Origin of the sequence: Collimonas arenae, assembly GCF_001584165.1 — a bacterium.
Lineage (GTDB): Bacteria > Pseudomonadota > Gammaproteobacteria > Burkholderiales > Burkholderiaceae_D > Collimonas > Collimonas arenae.
On sequence record NZ_CP013233.1, the window covers coordinates 3958296 to 3974246 of the forward strand.

14 protein-coding genes and 1 pseudogene are annotated in these 15951 nt (G+C 57.5%); 5 read left to right on the forward strand and 10 right to left on the reverse strand.

Features of this window, described 5'->3' with window-relative positions:
* Positions 1 to 7 precede the first annotated feature (7 nt).
* The 7 genes and pseudogenes from CAter10_RS18135 to recA all read right to left on the reverse strand — a co-directional run bounded on the left by CAter10_RS18135 (position 8) and on the right by recA (position 5988).
* Complete coding sequence (locus tag CAter10_RS18135; RefSeq protein WP_236905410.1) at positions 8 to 640, reverse strand: protein phosphatase 2C domain-containing protein; 633 nt, start codon at positions 638 to 640, stop codon at positions 8 to 10.
* A 279-nt stretch (positions 641 to 919) separates the two neighbouring features.
* Positions 920 to 1801, reverse strand: a complete 882-nt coding sequence (sucD, locus tag CAter10_RS18140) for a succinate--CoA ligase subunit alpha (RefSeq protein WP_061534516.1) — start codon at positions 1799 to 1801, stop codon at positions 920 to 922.
* A gap of 46 nt (positions 1802 to 1847) precedes the next feature.
* Entirely contained in the window at positions 1848 to 2135 is a 288-nt protein-coding gene (locus tag CAter10_RS18145; protein ID WP_061534517.1) for a GIY-YIG nuclease family protein, read from the reverse strand.
* Between the two features lie 65 nt (positions 2136 to 2200).
* Positions 2201 to 3373, reverse strand: a pseudogene (sucC, locus tag CAter10_RS18150) (ADP-forming succinate--CoA ligase subunit beta); the annotation flags it as partial.
* A gap of 14 nt (positions 3374 to 3387) precedes the next feature.
* Positions 3388 to 3999: a DUF2889 domain-containing protein gene (locus tag CAter10_RS18155; RefSeq protein ID WP_061534519.1), complete on the reverse strand. Its 612-nt coding sequence runs from the start codon at positions 3997 to 3999 to the stop codon at positions 3388 to 3390.
* A gap of 175 nt (positions 4000 to 4174) precedes the next feature.
* The gene (gene recX / locus CAter10_RS18160) at positions 4175 to 4636 is read right to left on the reverse strand and encodes a recombination regulator RecX (protein WP_061534520.1); all 462 of its coding nucleotides are present in this window, start codon (positions 4634 to 4636) and stop codon (positions 4175 to 4177) included.
* 233 nt (positions 4637 to 4869) lie between these two features.
* Positions 4870 to 5988 (reverse strand): recombinase RecA, encoded by a 1119-nt coding sequence (gene recA / locus CAter10_RS18165; protein WP_061534521.1) that lies wholly within the window; start codon positions 5986 to 5988, stop codon positions 4870 to 4872.
* A gap of 525 nt (positions 5989 to 6513) precedes the next feature.
* Between recA and ggt the strand changes: the two genes are divergently transcribed.
* The 5 genes from ggt (at position 6514) to amaB (ending at position 13594) form a co-directional block, all read left to right on the forward strand.
* Positions 6514 to 8175 carry a gamma-glutamyltransferase gene (gene ggt, locus CAter10_RS18170; RefSeq protein WP_231879318.1) on the forward strand — a complete coding sequence of 554 codons (1662 nt, stop codon included), beginning with the start codon at positions 6514 to 6516 and terminating at the stop codon, positions 8173 to 8175.
* A gap of 237 nt (positions 8176 to 8412) precedes the next feature.
* Entirely contained in the window at positions 8413 to 9462 is a 1050-nt protein-coding gene (locus CAter10_RS18175; protein WP_061534523.1) for a DUF1338 domain-containing protein, read from the forward strand.
* Position 9463: 1 nt separating this feature from the next.
* Positions 9464 to 10882 (forward strand): FAD-binding oxidoreductase, encoded by a 1419-nt coding sequence (locus CAter10_RS18180; protein ID WP_061534524.1) that lies wholly within the window; start codon positions 9464 to 9466, stop codon positions 10880 to 10882.
* Positions 10883 to 11012: 130 nt separating this feature from the next.
* A complete protein-coding gene (gene gcvA / locus CAter10_RS18185) occupies positions 11013 to 11897 on the forward strand; it encodes a transcriptional regulator GcvA (RefSeq protein WP_061534525.1) in 885 nt (294 codons plus the stop codon).
* A gap of 176 nt (positions 11898 to 12073) precedes the next feature.
* Positions 12074 to 13594 carry an L-piperidine-6-carboxylate dehydrogenase gene (gene amaB / locus CAter10_RS18190; RefSeq protein ID WP_061534526.1) on the forward strand — a complete coding sequence of 507 codons (1521 nt, stop codon included), beginning with the start codon at positions 12074 to 12076 and terminating at the stop codon, positions 13592 to 13594.
* Positions 13595 to 13710: 116 nt separating this feature from the next.
* Here the strand turns inward: amaB and CAter10_RS18195 are convergent, their stop codons facing one another.
* From CAter10_RS18195 to CAter10_RS18205, 3 genes are all read right to left on the reverse strand, one after another.
* Complete coding sequence (locus tag CAter10_RS18195) at positions 13711 to 13947, reverse strand: hypothetical protein (RefSeq protein WP_061534527.1); 237 nt, start codon at positions 13945 to 13947, stop codon at positions 13711 to 13713.
* Between the two features lie 344 nt (positions 13948 to 14291).
* Positions 14292 to 15131, reverse strand: coding sequence for an SDR family NAD(P)-dependent oxidoreductase (locus CAter10_RS18200; protein ID WP_061534528.1), 840 nt, complete (start codon positions 15129 to 15131; stop codon positions 14292 to 14294).
* A 20-nt stretch (positions 15132 to 15151) separates the two neighbouring features.
* A complete protein-coding gene (locus CAter10_RS18205; protein ID WP_061534529.1) occupies positions 15152 to 15922 on the reverse strand; it encodes an SDR family oxidoreductase in 771 nt (256 codons plus the stop codon).
* Positions 15923 to 15951 lie beyond the last annotated feature (29 nt).

Here is a 15951-nt window from a genome sequence, read left to right on the forward strand (position 1 = left end):
GCCATCTTCAGGTCGCCCTGGCGTCGTCGATGATATTGCTGATGTCACTGGCGCCGATGCGGTCCGACAAGCCATCGGAGCAGAGCAAATACAGATCCCCTGCGCGCAACTGGTGCTGATGGATTTCCACCACCAACTGGTAATCGATGCCGACCGCGCGCGTGACGATGTTGCGATTGAGGGCGAATTGCGCATCTTCGGCGCGGATCAGGCCGGCGTCGATCTGCTCCTGTAGCAGCGAGTGATCGCGCGTCAGTTGCTCCAGCAGGCCGTCGCGAATGCGATAGGCGCGCGAATCGCCGACATGGGCAATGCTGACGTGGTTTTCCGGCTGGAACCAGGCCACCACCAGTGTGGTACCCATGCCGCGGTATTCGGGCTCGCGGCGTGCTGCATTGATGATGGTGCTATTGGCTTGCCGCACCGCTTGCATCAACCATTGGCGCACCGGCAGTTCGGCTTCGGGCTTTTGCAGGCGGCGGTATTCCTGCAACTGGCTTTCGATTTCTTCCTGGATGGCGACGGTGGCGATGCTGCTGGCGACTTCACCGGCGTTGTAGCCGCCCATGCCGTCGGCCAGTATGGCCAGTTGCAAGGCAGCGTCGACGACGACGGTGTCTTCGTTTTGTACTCGCACCATACCAATATCCGTTTTGGCGGCAAACTCAAGCGGCATATGTCGAGACATGAAGATGGTAGCTAAAAGAATTCTGACCAGGCGGTTGCCTGAGTTCAAGTATTTTCGTTGGTTCTGGCAAGGACGGCAAGATAAATTGCGCCTCAATATAAATGCCCTTGTCGATGATGCTACACCTGCCAACGGAAGTCAGTGTAAACCGGCGATGCAGCAAAACAAAAAGGGAGCCGAAGCTCCCTTTTTGTTTGTTACCTTTGACGCGTTTGTTGCATCAACCAGCGATTACAGCAAAGCCTTCAACAGGCGAGCCATTTCCGATGGGTTCTTGGTCACGGTGATGCCACACGCTTCCATGATATCCAGCTTGGCTTGCGCAGTGTCAGCACCGCCCGAGATCAACGCGCCGGCGTGGCCCATGCGTTTGCCTGGAGGAGCGGTAACACCAGCGATGAAGCTGACCACTGGCTTCTTCATGTTGTCCTTGATCCAGTAAGCAGCATTGGCTTCGTCCGGACCGCCGATTTCGCCGATCATGATGACTGCATCGGTTTCTGGATCGTCGTTGAACATCTTCATGATGTCGATGTGCTTCAAGCCATTGATCGGATCGCCGCCGATACCGACTGCCGACGATTGGCCCAGGCCCAGTGCGGTCAATTGACCGACTGCTTCATAAGTCAGGGTACCGGAACGCGAAACCACGCCGATACGGCCCTTCTTGTGGATGTGACCTGGCATGATGCCGATCTTGATTTCGTCTGGCGTGATCAGGCCTGGGCAGTTAGGTCCGAGCAGCAGGGTCTTGCTGCCGGCCTTTGCCATGCGGTCTTTCAGTGCCAGCATGTCGCGCACTGGAATGCCTTCGGTGATGCAGATGGCCAGGTCGAGTTCGGCTTCGACGGCTTCCCAGATTGCAGCTGCTGCGCCTGCTGGCGGAACATAGATGACCGATACGTTGGCGCCAGTGGCGGCCTTGGCTTCGGAAACGTTAGCGAAAATCGGGATGCCTTCGAAATCTTCGCCGGCTTTCTTTGGATTGACGCCAGCGACAAATGCGTTCTTGCCGTTTGCGTAATCGCGGCAAGCGCGGGTATGGAATTGGCCGGTCTTGCCGGTAATGCCTTGGGTGACGACTTTAGTGTCTTTGTTGATCAGGATACTCATACGATTCCTTTTTAATCCGTCATTCCCGCGCACGCGGGAATCCATGTTAGTTCAATAAACCAGGATATAAATCTTGCCAGTTCGGATTGGATTGTTCGATCAAATGAATTTTCCACATCCGATTCCATTTTTTCAACTGCTTTTCGCGTTTGATTGCCTCGGTCACATCTTCGTGAATCTCGTACCAGACCAAGGATTTCAATCCATGTTTCTCGCAAAAACCATCCACAAAAGCTTCTTTGTGCTGCCAGGTACGTTTGATCAAATCTGAGGTAACGCCGATATACAACGTACCTCGCAACTTGTTCGACATCACGTAAACGTAACTAGCCATTCCGTAAAATGGATTCCCGCGTTCGCGGGAATGACACTATCTATCTTGGTTATTCACCGTTTAAATTATTTACCGTTGGCCGCAGCAACAACCTTCTGCGCCGCTTCTTCCATGCTGTCCGCCGAGATGATCGGCAGGCCGGAGTCGGCCAGCATTTTCTTGCCGATTTCTTCGTTGGTGCCCTTCATGCGGACGACCAGCGGTACTTGCAGCGAAACGGCTTTGGATGCAGTGATAACGCCTTCGGCGATCACGTCGCAGCGCATGATGCCGCCGAAGATGTTGACCAGGATGGCTTTCAGGCCTGGGTTCTTCAACATGATCTTGAACGCTTCAGTGACTTTCTCAGCAGTAGCGCCGCCGCCGACGTCGAGGAAGTTGGCTGGTTCGCCGCCGAACAGCTTGATGGTGTCCATGGTGGCCATGGCCAGACCGGCGCCGTTCACCAGGCAGCCGATATTGCCGTCGAGCGAGATGTAAGCCAGGTCGAACTTGGAAGCTTCGATTTCAGCTGGATCTTCTTCGTCCAGATCGCGGTAAGCGACGATTTCTGGGTGACGGAACAAGGCGTTGGCGTCGAAGTTGAACTTGGCGTCCAGTGCGATGACTTTACCGGAACCGGTAACGATCAGCGGGTTGATTTCAGCCAGCGACGAATCGGTATCCCAGTACGCTTTGTACAGGCCTTGCAATTGCTTGCGTGCGTCGGCGATCGAACCGGCTGGTACGCCGATCTTGGTCGAGATGCTGTCTGCTTCGGCGTCGGTCAGGCCGGTAGCCGGATCGATCACAACTTGGTGGATCTTTTCTGGGTGGCTGGCTGCAACTTCTTCGATGTCCATGCCGCCTTCGCTCGATGCCATCAGCACCACGCGTTGGGTAACACGGTCGGTAACCATACTGACGTACAGTTCTTGCTTGATGTCAGCGCCTTCTTCGATCAGCAAGCGGCGTACTTTTTGGCCTTCTGGGCCGGTTTGATGCGTCACCAGTTGCATGCCGAGGATCTGGTTGGCGTATTCACGCACTTGTTCCAGCGACTTGGCAACTTTCACGCCGCCGCCCTTGCCGCGACCACCAGCGTGGATCTGGGCTTTGACAACCCAAACCGAACCGCCGAGGGTTTCAGCTGCCTTGACCGCATCATCGACGCTCAGGCACGGGATGCCACGCGGTGTTGTCACTCCGAACTGACGGAGAATTTCTTTACCCTGATACTCATGGATCTTCATACGAGCTTCCCTTCTGACACTTAATTAAATGAAATTGCTTGGTTGGATAAATTAGATTGGGAGTCAACTGCTGATGGAGGGCTGATTGCCCACTTCGGATAATATTTGGCGACAACTGCGCCTTCACTACGTAAAGCATGACAACGATCGAGCTGTGGCGGCCTTTTCTGCTCCGCCAGCGGATCTGAAACATTCGGTCGATTTACTTCGCCGCCAAAGGCCTGCAATGCCGCGGTCGGTAATATCTGCGCCAGTTCGGTCAGATGGGTGCAACCAAGCGCGCCGCCGATACGCTCCTTGAGCGCATGACGAAAGCCCTTGACCAGGCTTAAGCCGATCAACTTTTTATAATCAGGACCAATTGTGTTGCAATAACCAGGATATGGCACCGCTTCGGAATTTGCCTCGATGTCGACGACGACAAACTCGCGATCTAGCGTCAATCTTAACCACAGACTATGCAATGGCGCGCCCGCCGGCAAGTTTCCGGAAGGCAATGACAGATCAAAAGGTTTGGTATCGGTAACATGCGCGTCGATATCCCACAAGCCATCATCGCGTACAAAAGCTTCGACGTGAATCGCGCGGGTGTGCTTTAGCGCTCGGCGGGGGATAGAGGGTGTCAGAGACATATCGGTGGACTAATTTGCGTATCGTTACCACAGTTTCTATGGCAACTGCCGCTCCTGCGGTTTGCAAAAACCCCAAAAGTGTAGCACAGCTTATGCCGCCTTACAGATTTTGATCGACTATTGCAAAATAGCCATCGAACGCCGCCGGGACGGGGATGTCGCAATGCATCCCGATTCACTCATCCTCATATTCATCGCCGCCGCCCTTCACCGCGGCCTGTATTGCCCGGTGCGAAAACCCGCGTTGCAGCAGGAAACGCATTTGCTTGGCGCGCTCGGCGGCATCGGCCGGTGGCTGGTTGAATTTCTTGCGCCAGACTTCGCGCGCGCGGCCGACTTCGCCGCTGGCCAGGTCGGCTTTGATATCTACCAATGACTCGGCGTCGATACCATGGCTTTGCAGTTCGGAGAGGATGCGGCTGTTGCCGTAGCGATGGGCGCGGCGGTGGATCAGGGATTCTGAAAAGCGCGATTGGGACAGGAGTTTTGCGGCTTCCAGCGTGTCGAGCAGGGCTTCGATGTCGTCGCCTTCCTGCGCGTAACGCGACAATTTTCGCGCCAGTTCCAGGCGGCTGTGTTCACGCGCCGACAGATAGCGCAGCGCCCTGCCCTTCAGGCTGATTTGCAGTTTGGCCATCTCCGCTTTCCCGGTAATGCTGATTAAATGGTGCTGATTGGTCGTTACTTTGGTCGTTACTTGTCACTTAGCAAATCGCGTTTATTACATAGCGCCTGCTGTGTTCTATCGTGCGCCGCAAACAACAACGCCCTTCAAAAACCCGTTGTGCGGAATTTTATGAAAGGCGTTCTTGATTGACCAGCCTGTTTCTTACTTAACTGCTTAAGCGAGAAGCGAGGCCAGTCAGGATATTAAACCGGCTCTTCCGACTTTGCTGCTGCAGCAGCTGCGGCCTTGTTGGCCTTGGCTGCGGCTTTTTCAGCCTTGTCGCCGCCGTCCGACTTGATCGCGCCGAGTTCTGGCACGCCCAGGGAAGCGCGCACCTTGTTCTCGATTTCACGCGCCAGTTCTGGCCGTTCTTTCAAGTAGGTACGGGCGTTGTCCTTGCCCTGGCCGATGCGTTCGCCGTTGTAGCTGTACCAGGCGCCCGACTTTTCAACGATCTTGGCATCGGAACCGAGATCGAGGATTTCACCTTCGCGCGATGTGCCTTCGCCATACAGGATGTCGAAATGCGCTTCCTTGAATGGCGGCGCGATCTTGTTCTTGACGACCTTGACCTTGGTTTCGTTGCCGATGACTTCGTCGCCGGATTTGATCGAGCCGGTACGGCGGATATCCAGGCGCACCGAAGCGTAGAACTTCAGGGCGTTACCACCGGTGGTGGTTTCCGGATTGCCGAACATGACGCCGATCTTCATGCGGATCTGGTTGATGAAGATCACCAGCGTGTTGGTGCGGTTGATGCTGCCGGTCAGCTTGCGCAGCGCTTGCGACATCAGACGCGCTTGCAGGCCTGGCAGGGAATCGCCCATGTCGCCTTCGATTTCAGCGCGTGGCGTCAAGGCTGCAACCGAGTCGACCACGATCAGGTCAACGCCGCCCGAGCGCACCAGCGCATCGGTGATTTCCAGCGCTTGTTCGCCGGTATCCGGTTGCGAAATCAGCAGTTCGGACAGGTTGATGCCCAATTTCTGTGCGTAACCGACGTCCAGTGCGTGTTCCGCATCGATAAACGCGCAGGTGCCGCCGAGCTTTTGCATTTCGGCGATAGTCTGCAGCGTCAGCGTGGTTTTACCGGACGATTCAGGACCGTAGATTTCGACTACCCGGCCGCGCGGCAAGCCGCCGACGCCCAGGGCGATATCCAGGCCGAGCGAGCCGGTCGAGACCACTTGCACTTCTTCGACCACGGCGCCGTCTTCCATGCGCATGACCGAACCTTTGCCGAATTGTTTCTCGATTTGCGCCAAGGCCGCGGCAAGGGCCTTGCTTTTATCCGGATTGGGTGCGGATTTTTTATCGTCCATAGCTATTCTTTCGGCAAAAATGGTGAGGAATCTGGAACCTGTGCTTTAGCTTCAGGTAGCACTGTATAAAAAAACAGTGATTTATGCAAGCACTGTCGCATTTTTCTACAAATATGGACGTATTGTATGTGCAGAAATCATGGACTGGCATGCGCTCGCTTGAAAATCCGATCAAGAAATCACGCTTTAGGGCGGCACTTAACGCCATGCCGCCAAATTGCATTGGCGCAGTTCATGCTTAATACGCATATCGTTATCCGGATTTGTAAAAAGCATGCCGGGCCGGCAAGAGAGTGCAATAATTGTCGCGCACATCCTCTGTGGCAGCGAACGACCGTCTGCCGACTTACAGTGGGGTCATGCACCAAATTCGAAAGTACGGGCAAGCGGGTTGCCCACTAATAAAAGGGAGAAGGTATGCGTATTACTTATTGGCTTAAACCGTTAGCCGCATCGGCGCTGTTGTTGGGCTTGCTGGGCAACGCCCTGGCGGCTTCGGCGCCGGCAGTCGAGGCGAAGAATGGCATGGTGGTGACTTCGCAGCACCTGGCTTCGCAGGTCGGCGTCGATATCCTGAAGATGGGCGGCAATGCGATTGATGCCGCGGTTGCGGTCGGTTATGCGCAGGCGGTGGTCAATCCCTGCTGCGGCAATATCGGCGGTGGCGGCTTCATGACCATCCACCTGGCCGACGGCCGCGATACCTTCATCAATTTCCGTGAAACCGCGCCCGCTGCGGCCAGCGCCAATATGTACCTGGACGCCAACGGCAAGGCGATCACCAACGCCAGCCTGTTCGGCTACCTGGCGGCCGGCGTGCCGGGCACCGTGCTCGGACTCGACACCGCGCAACGCAAATACGGCAAGTTGACGCGCGCCCAGGTGATGCAGCCGGCGATCAAGCTGGCGCGCGACGGTTACATCCTGAACCGCGGCGACACCGACATCCTCGACACCACCATCGCCCAATTCAAGAAAGATCCGGAAGCTGCGCGCCTGTTCCTGCGTCGCGACGGCACACCATTGCAACCTGGCGATCGCCTGGTGCAAAAGGACCTGGCCAAGACGCTGGAAGCCATCTCGCGCAACGGCCCTGACGCTTTCTATAAGGGCGCCATCCCGGCAGCCGTGGAACGCGCCTCCAAGGCTGGCGGCGGCATCATTACCGCAGCCGACTTCGCCGGTTACAAGATCAGCGAAAGCGCACCGCTGTCGTGCAACTACCGCGGCTATGTATTCGTTTCCGCACCACCACCAAGCTCCGGCGGCGCCACCATGTGCCAGATCCTCAACATCCTTGAGGGCTACGACATGAAGGCGTTGGGCTTCCACTCGGCGTCGGCAGTGCACTACATGACCGAAGCGATGCGCCATTCCTACATGGATCGCAACACTTTCCTGGGCGACCCTGCGTTCGTCAAGAATCCGCTGGACCGCTTGCTGAGCAAGGAATATGCTGCTTCGATCCGCGAAAAGATCAGCGCCGACAAGGCCACGCCTTCGGTCGAAGTACAACCGGGCATGGCGCCGCATGAGAAACCAGAAACCACCCATTACTCGATCGTCGACAAGGATGGCAACGCGGTTTCCACTACCTACACCATCAACGGCCGCTTCGGCGCCGTGGTGATTGCACCGGGCACCGGCTTCTTCCTGAACGATGAAATGGATGACTTCACCGTCAAGGCCGGCGTGCAGAACCTGTTCGGCCTGGTGCAGGGCGCGACCAACTCGATCGCTCCGGGCAAGCGTCCGCTGTCGTCGATGGCACCTACCCTGGTGACCAAGGATGGCAAGACTTACATGGTGCTGGGTTCGCCGGGCGGTTCGCGCATCATCACCATCACGCTGGAAACTGCGTTGAACGTGATCGACTACGGCATGGCGCCACAGGAAGCGGTCGATGCGCCGCGCATCCATCACCAATGGCTGCCGGACGAGGTCTACTACGAAACCCGCGGCCTGTCGCCGGATACCCTGAAGATCCTCGAAGGCATGGGCTACAAGATGAAGGAACAAACCCCTTGGGGCGCGGCTGAGCTGATCATGATCGGCTTGCCAGGCGCTGCGGGTGTGACATCGGCCAGCTCCGGTAATGATTCCGGCGTATCGGGCATCGTGCGTCCTGGCTTCTATTACGGCGCCAACGATACACGTCGTCCTGCAGGCGCTGCGATCGGGTATTGATGCATTAGTCGGTTACGCGTGGGTACAATGTGCCCACGCTACTTCGTTCATTGTAGGGTGGGCAAGTTTTTCTGCACGCCATAAGGACAGCTGCTTCGGCGGCTGTTTTTTTTCGTCCCGCCCAAAGCCAATTGCTCTGTTCATGAGTAAAACGCATGGTTCTAATAGTATTTATCGTTTTATCCGGGGCGAAATCAAATTTACACTGCGCTTATCCTTCCTCGATAAAGAGCGCGCATGTCCACCACCAACCTGCAATTCATGCTGGCGTCCCTGCTGGGCGCCGAGCATGCCAGCCAATTATCTGACCTGCTGCAAATCCCTGAGAGCACATTGCGGCCGCGTTCCGACAAGGTTTCCCGCATCGAGATCGCGCAGGCGCTGAACATGTTGCTGTTCGAGAAACTGCTGAAAGCCGTCCCGCAAGGCAATGACTACGTGCAGGATTCGGTCCGCGCCGGCAACAAGATCCGCTTCGACCACGGCGCCTTGCGCACCGTGCTTGGCATCAGCACCGGCACGCTGCCGGCCGGCGAAGCGGCGTTCACGCGCATCCTGCGGCCGCTTGGCTACCACGTCAACGGCGTCTACCCGCTGCAACGGATCAGCATGACCGGCCGCGCCTACGCGCATGAGGACGATCCTGAAGAAATCGCGCAGTTCTTCCTGAGCGAACTGCATCCGCATCAGTTTTCCCACGCATTCCAGGCGACCGTCAACAAGGTCTTGTCGACCTCACAAGATCCGATCGACTCACACTCGGCGCGTCTGCTGCAGCAACTCGCTGCCGACAAAGCCCTGCCGCTCACCGATGCGCTGGCGCTGCTGCCGGTACTGGTGCGCTGCTTCGATCGCCAGCATGCATTGCCCAGCGTCGCCGAATACCGGATCTTGCTGGCAGAGTCGGCCGAAATGGCCTGGATTTCGACTGAAGGCAATGCGTTCAACCACGCCACCGATCGCGTCGCCCATGTCGAGCAGGTGGCCGATGCGCAGCGTGCGCTGGGACGCAGCATCAAGGACAAGATCGAAGTCTCACGCAACGGCCGCGTGCGGCAAACGGCGTTCCGCGCCAGCATGGTATCGCGGCCGATGCTTGACGATAATGGCCAGTTGGTCGACATGCAGGTACCGGGATCGTTCTACGAATTCATTTCGCGCGACCGCTATCTGGATGAAACCAGCCAAACCTCCAAGCTGGACCTGACCTTCGACAGCGGCAATGCGCAGGGAATTTTCAAAATGACCGCTTCGGCAGAGGCGGCGCCCAACCCGGCGAATGCCTGACATGACCGATATCATCACGCTGCAGCAACGCATCGCCGACCTGCTCGGTCCGCAAGGCTGCCTGTTGCAGCCGGAGCAGCGGCAACTGTATGAAAAAGGCGCGCGCTACGGCGACGGCAAGAGCTTGTGCATCGCCCGCCCGGCCAATGTCGATGAAGCAGCGGAACTGATGCGCCTGTGTGCGCGCGACAAGATCCGGATCGTGCCGCAGGGAGCCAATACCGGCCTGGTCGGCGCCGCATCGCCGGATCGCTCCGGGCTGGACGTGCTGCTCAGCATGGAGCGTATCAAGGGCGTCATCGATATCGATCCGGTTGATCGCGTGGTGCAGGCGTATGCCGGCACCCGTTTATCGGAACTGAATCAGGCGCTGGAAAAACATGACCTGTATTTCCCCATCGATCTCGGCGCCGATCCCTCGCTGGGCGGCATGCTGGCAGCCAATACCGGCGGTGCACGGCTGATCCGCTATGGCGATGTCCGCCACAACACCCTGGGGCTGGAAGCGTTGCTGATCGATCCGCCCGGCGAACGGCTGGATCTCACGAATCGCCTCAGAAAAAACAATACCGGCCCCGACTGGAAACAATGCTTTATCGGCACCGGCGGCGCTTACGGCGTCATCACTCAGGTGGTGTTGCAAGTCCATCCGCGGCCGCAGCAAAGCGCCACCGCGCTGGTGGCGCCGGCCTCAATGGAAGCGGCGGCGCTGCTGCTGCGCGACGTCGAACGCAATTTCGCCGATTTCCTCAGCGCCTTCGAAGGCATTTCGCAAAATGCCTTGCAATCCGTGTTGCAGCATGTGCCCGGCATTGCCGCGCCATTCGAGCCACTACCGCCTTACGCGTTCCTGATCGAACTCAGTTCGGCGCGGCCGCGCAGCGCCGATTTCGACCTGGAAAAACTGTTCGGCGCATGGCTGGAAAGCTGCTTCGGCGATCTCATCCTGGACGCCGTGATCGACAAGCCCGAGGTGCTGTGGCGCATTCGCCATGCCATCAGCGACAGCGTGCGCCAGGAAGGCAAAGTGGTGGCTTTCGATATTTCCGTGCCGCGTTCCAGCTTGGGGCAATTCCGTCAGGAAGCGGCGGCACTGCTGGAACAAAGCCATGCCGGCATCAAGCTCTTCGATTTCGGCCACTGGGGTGATGGCGGCCTGCACTTCAACCTGGCGATTCCCGAACAGCTCATCGCCGATTTTCCACCGCTGCGCATCAACGCCCTGCGCCAGGAAATCTACGACCTCGCGGTGCTGAAATATAAAGGCAGCTTCAGCGCCGAGCATGGCGTCGGTCCGTTCAACCAGCAATTCTACGAGCGTTATACGACGCCCGCACAACTAGCCCTGGCGACCAGAATGCAAAACGTGTTCGACCCCGAGCGGCTGCTGGGGGTGACCAGCTATGGCGCCAAGCAATAACGCGGCTGTCGGATGTCGATTCTGATTGGTGTTTATGCAAGCTAAAGGTGAAGCTGAAAAGCCGCGCGTTTGGTATAGTGCCTGCTCGATAGCAAGCACGGCAGCACATACCTACTCGGCACCACGAAAAATGCGCAGATTCATCCCCTCGACCTCGTGTCTGATCGCTTTTGACACGGCCGCACGCCACCTGTCCTTCACCAAGGCTGCCAACGAGTTGCACATGACGCAAGGCGCAGTCAGCCGACAGGCGGCGATCCTGGAAGACTATCTCGGGGTAAAGCTGTTCGAGCGCATCAACCGCCGCCTGATCCTGACCGAGGCGGGAGTCGAATACGCCAGCCAGGTCGCCACCATCCTCAAGCAGATCGAAATGGCCACCTTCCAGGTCATGGCCCACAAGAATTCGGGCGGCGTGCTCAACCTGGCCACCTTGCCGACCTTCGGCGTCAAATGGCTGATTCCGCGCCTGGCCAAATTCAATGCGGCTTATCCCGATGTGATCCTCAACCTCAGCACCGAGGTGCTGCCGTTCGATTTCAATAGCCGGCCGGTCGATGCCGCGATCCATTTCGGCGAGCCAAACTGGCCCGGCGCGGTCATGGTGCGGTTGATGGGTGAAGAAGTGCTGCCGGTTTGCAGCCAGGAACTGGGGCGGCAGATCAAGCGCATCGAAGACCTGACAGAGATGACGTTATTGCAACACACGACCCGCCCGCAAGCCTGGCAGGACTGGTTCAGCCAGGTCGGCGTGGCCTGTCCCGACGCCCTCTCCGGCCCACGCTTCGAACAACTGTCGATGGTGATCCAGGCTGCCGCTGCCGGCCTCGGCGTGGCGCTGATGCCGAAATTCCTGGTGGAAACCGAGATCGCCCTCGGCCAGCTGCATGTGCCGTTCCCGTTCGCGGTCAAGAGCCCGCAATCCTATTACCTGACTTATCCTGAGAAAAACGCCAGCAAGGCGGCAGTGCTTAAATTCCAGGAATGGATCCTGGGTGAGCTGCCGGAAGCCTGAGCGGCCATTCCAGTGCGATGAACTGCGGCGACACTGCATGATCAAAGGTAATGATGTCCTGATATTTTTTGACTTTAAGAAACCACGACTTATTCCTTATACTCGATGCCATCACCGATAGCAGTTCGCCCACAAGGCGGCACGCAGATCGGCATCCGAACCCCGCAAAGGACATCATGACGCAAATCTCCACCATCTTCGCTGAACTCGGTTTCGATTTCTCCGCCCATGCCGGCAACGATCTCCATTCGCGTTCGCCGCGCGATGGCGCTGCGATTGCATCGCTGCGCGCCCATACCGTGGCGGAAACCGAAGCCGCCATCAAGAATGCCCAGCAAGCCTACGAAAAATGGCGCGTGGTGCCGGCGCCGGTGCGCGGCGAACTGGTGCGCATCCTGGGTGAAGTGCTGCGCGAAAACCGCGAGCCGCTGGGCAAACTGGTGACGCTGGAATCCGGCAAGATCCTGTCCGAAGGTATCGGCGAAGTGCAGGAAATGATCGACATCTGCGATTTCGCAGTCGGCCTGTCGCGCCAGCTGTACGGTCTGACCATCGCTTCCGAACGTCCAGGTCACCGGATGATGGAAACCTGGCATCCGCTGGGCGTGTGCGGCGTCATCACCGCGTTCAACTTCCCGGTCGCGGTGTGGGCATGGAATGCCGCGCTGGCGCTGGTGTGCGGCAATGCGGTGATCTGGAAGCCGTCGGAAAAAACACCGGTGGTCGCGCTAGCCGTGCATGCCTTGTATGAAAAAGCCGTGGCGCGTTTCTCGCAACAGCGTCCGGACCTGCTGCCGTCGAATCTGTGCCAAGTGGTTCTGGGCCGCGCCGAGATCGGCGCTACCCTGTCGGCCTCGCCGCTGGTGCCGCTGATCAGCGCTACCGGTAGCGTGCGCATGGGCCGCAAGGTCGCCACTACTGTAGCCGAGCGCCTGGGCCGCAGCCTGCTGGAACTTGGCGGCAACAACGGCATGATCGTCACGCCGACCGCCGATTTGAGCCTGGCCCTGCGCGCGATTACTTTCTCCGCTGTCGGCACCGCCGGCCAACGCTGCACCAGCTTGCGCCGTTTGTTTGTCCACAGCAGCATTTATGACGATGTGGTCAACCGCATCGAACGCATCTACGCCAGCGTCAAGGTCGGCGATCCGCTGGATGCGGGCACCCTGGTCGGTCCGTTGGTCGACCAGCAGTCGTTCGAAGCAATGCAGACTGCATTGCAGCAGGCCAAGGCCGAAGGCGGCGTGGTCACGGGCGGCGAGCGGGTCGCAGTAGGCGATGGCGAAAATGCGTATTACGTGCGTCCTGCATTGGTGCGCATGTCGCAGCAAAGCGACATCGTGCATCACGAAACCTTCGCGCCGATTCTGTATGTGCTGCGCTACGAAAACTTCGACGATGCGGTGCGCATGAACAATGCGGTACCGCAGGGCTTGTCGTCAGCGATCTTCACCAACGATGTGCGCGAAGCGGAAGCATTCATGTCGGCCAGCGGCAGCGATTGCGGCCTGGCCAACGTCAACATCGGCACTAGCGGCGCGGAAATCGGCGGCGCGTTTGGCGGTGAAAAAGAAACCGGCGGTGGCCGTGAATCGGGTTCCGATTCGTGGAAGACTTATATGCGTCGTGCCACCAACACCATCAACTACAGCCGTACCTTGCCGCTGGCGCAGGGTGTGAAATTCGATATCGACTAAGCGGAGTCGGCTGAAATATAAAAAGCGGGACGAGATAGAAATCTCATCCCGCTTTTTTTGTGAGGTGGACATTTTTGCCCACCCCACGGCTTACATCCCCGGCAAGACTGAAATTATCAGTGCCCGTGATAAATATTAAAAAACGGGGTCGATTTGGCCATGCTTTTTTTCATCATTGGCATGCTTTCATTCATCTTCATCGGCATGTTTTCATCCATCTTGGCCATACCCTCATCCTGACTCGCCATACTCATCTGCGTCATATTCTGGGTAGTCTTTGTTTCACCAGCGGACGCCGTGAACGACGTGAGTGCCATTGCCAAGGTAAATGCTGCGACGATTGCGGTCTTCATAAATGCTCCTGTTTAAAAATAGTGGGATCGTGTCGTAAAAAAACTAAAGCGATGCGCGACACGGGGCTAAGCATCACAAGTTTGCAGCACGCTGGTTAGCGTTTATGCAAACCTGTTACTACCTGAGTCGCGCTGCCGACGCGATCCTTACAAAAATGAAAATATTTTTTGGCGCGCTGCGTTTGATCGTGGATCAGTTCGAAGTGACGTCGTACCAAACGGTGAACACACAAGTGGGAGAATCAGGCGGGAATAAAAACGGGAATGAAATCTGATATTGCATAAGCTTTATTTTCAGGGCGGCATTGCTGTTGCCGATCCGCCCTGTGACTTGCATGCAGTCTTTAAATTCGCAATAAAGTCGGCGCCCGCTGCAGCAGGATGTCTTCCATCCGCACCTGAATCGCCTGCTTCATTTCTGGATGCGTGAGGATGTAAAAGCGCTCCAGGCGAATCGCATCAAACACGTCGTCGGCAACCTGCTGCACCGGAATACCGTTCTCCACAGCCTGCAACACCGCCATACCTACCTTGGCTGCTACCGGATCCAACACTCTGTCAGCATGGGCCGCATTAGCACGATTGCGCTCAGAATGGCCGATTCCGGTCTTGACCCATCCCGGGCACAATACGGATACCTTGATCCGCGACTGGCGCAAAACGAGGTCGTGATGTAATCCTTCGGACACCGTCACTACCGCATGCTTGCTGGCGTTGTAACTGGCCAGGCTGGGCTGCGAGGTCAGGCCGGCCATCGAGGCGGTATTGACGATATGCCCTTCTTCGCCGTGCTTGAGCATGGTCGGGATGAAGGCGCGTAGCGCGTGGGTGACGCCATAGAAATTGACGCCCATAACCCAGTCCCAATCTTTTTGCGTGGTTTCCCAGGCCGGTTTGGCGACCGCGACGCCAGCATTGTTGACCAGCAAATGGACATTGCCGAATTGCGCAAAGGCCTTGGCCGCCAGCGCATTAACCTGCTCTTCGTTGGCGACATCGGTCGGCACGCCAATGACTTCGATGCCCTGTGCCTTGAACTCCGCCACCGTGGTTTCCAGTTTGGCAGCGTTGATATCGGCCAGCACCAGCTTCATGCCCTCCGCCGCCGCGCGTACCGCGATACCCTTGCCGATGCCTTCTGCGCCGCCGGTGATGACTGCGACCTTGCCTTGTAGGTTCTTCATGTGATTTTTCTCTTCTGTTCTTAATTCAACAAATAGCCGCCGTCGACATTCATGCAAACACCTGTGGCATAGCTGGCCGCCGGCGATACCAGATACAGCACTGCGCCCGCCATTTCATCCGGCTGCGCCACACGGTTCATCGGGATGTGCTGCAAGGCCTGTTTCAGGATCGCCGGGTTGTCGATCAGTGCGGCCGCGAACTTGGTCTCGGTGAAGCCAGGCAGCAAAGCGTTGACACGCACGCCGCTGGCCGCGCATTCCTTGGCGAAAGCCTTGGTCATCGAAATCACCGCTGCCTTGGTAATCGAATAGATGCCCTGGAACACGCCAGGCGTCACGCCGTTGACCGAAGCCACATTCACGATCGCGCCGCCGCCGTTCTGCGCCATCAGTTTTGCGCCATAGGACGACATGAAAAAGTAGCCGCGGATATTCACGTCGACGGTTTTCTGGAAAGCCGCCACGTCGGTCTCGACGATTGGCCCGAAATGCGGGTTGGCGGCGGCATTGTTGACCAGGATATCGAGCCGCCCGTGCTTGCTGGCGATGGCTTGAAAGATTGCTTCGATCTGCGCCATCTCACCGATATGGCAAGCCATGACCTCCGCCGATCCACCACTGGCCACAATATCGGCTACCACCTTCTCGCACGCCTCGGCCTTGCGGCTCGATACGATCACATGCGCGCCTTGCTGCGCCAATAGTTTGGCGATCGCTTCACCGATGCCGCGGCTGGCGCCGGTGACCAGTGCGATCTTGCCCTTCAGGTCAAAAATTGTTGTGCTTGTCATGTTCTCTGTCTCCGTTGAAATGGGTAATT

Excerpts from the sequence above, each read along its gene's own strand:
- CAter10_RS18135 (WP_236905410.1), bottom strand. The coding sequence starts at position 640 with ATGGTGCGAGTACAAAACGAAGACACCGTCGTCGTCGACGCTGCCTTG.
- sucD (WP_061534516.1), bottom strand. The coding sequence starts at position 1,801 with ATGAGTATCCTGATCAACAAAGACACTAAAGTCGTCACCCAAGGCATT.
- CAter10_RS18145 (WP_061534517.1), bottom strand. The coding sequence starts at position 2,135 with ATGGCTAGTTACGTTTACGTGATGTCGAACAAGTTGCGAGGTACGTTG.
- CAter10_RS18155 (WP_061534519.1), bottom strand. The coding sequence starts at position 3,999 with ATGTCTCTGACACCCTCTATCCCCCGCCGAGCGCTAAAGCACACCCGC.
- recX (WP_061534520.1), bottom strand. The coding sequence starts at position 4,636 with ATGGCCAAACTGCAAATCAGCCTGAAGGGCAGGGCGCTGCGCTATCTG.
- recA (WP_061534521.1), bottom strand. The coding sequence starts at position 5,988 with ATGGACGATAAAAAATCCGCACCCAATCCGGATAAAAGCAAGGCCCTT.
- ggt (WP_231879318.1), top strand. The coding sequence starts at position 6,514 with ATGGTGGTGACTTCGCAGCACCTGGCTTCGCAGGTCGGCGTCGATATC.
- CAter10_RS18175 (WP_061534523.1), top strand. The coding sequence starts at position 8,413 with ATGTCCACCACCAACCTGCAATTCATGCTGGCGTCCCTGCTGGGCGCC.
- CAter10_RS18180 (WP_061534524.1), top strand. The coding sequence starts at position 9,464 with ATGACCGATATCATCACGCTGCAGCAACGCATCGCCGACCTGCTCGGT.
- gcvA (WP_061534525.1), top strand. The coding sequence starts at position 11,013 with ATGCGCAGATTCATCCCCTCGACCTCGTGTCTGATCGCTTTTGACACG.
- amaB (WP_061534526.1), top strand. The coding sequence starts at position 12,074 with ATGACGCAAATCTCCACCATCTTCGCTGAACTCGGTTTCGATTTCTCC.
- CAter10_RS18195 (WP_061534527.1), bottom strand. The coding sequence starts at position 13,947 with ATGAAGACCGCAATCGTCGCAGCATTTACCTTGGCAATGGCACTCACG.
- CAter10_RS18200 (WP_061534528.1), bottom strand. The coding sequence starts at position 15,131 with ATGAAGAACCTACAAGGCAAGGTCGCAGTCATCACCGGCGGCGCAGAA.
- CAter10_RS18205 (WP_061534529.1), bottom strand. The coding sequence starts at position 15,922 with ATGACAAGCACAACAATTTTTGACCTGAAGGGCAAGATCGCACTGGTC.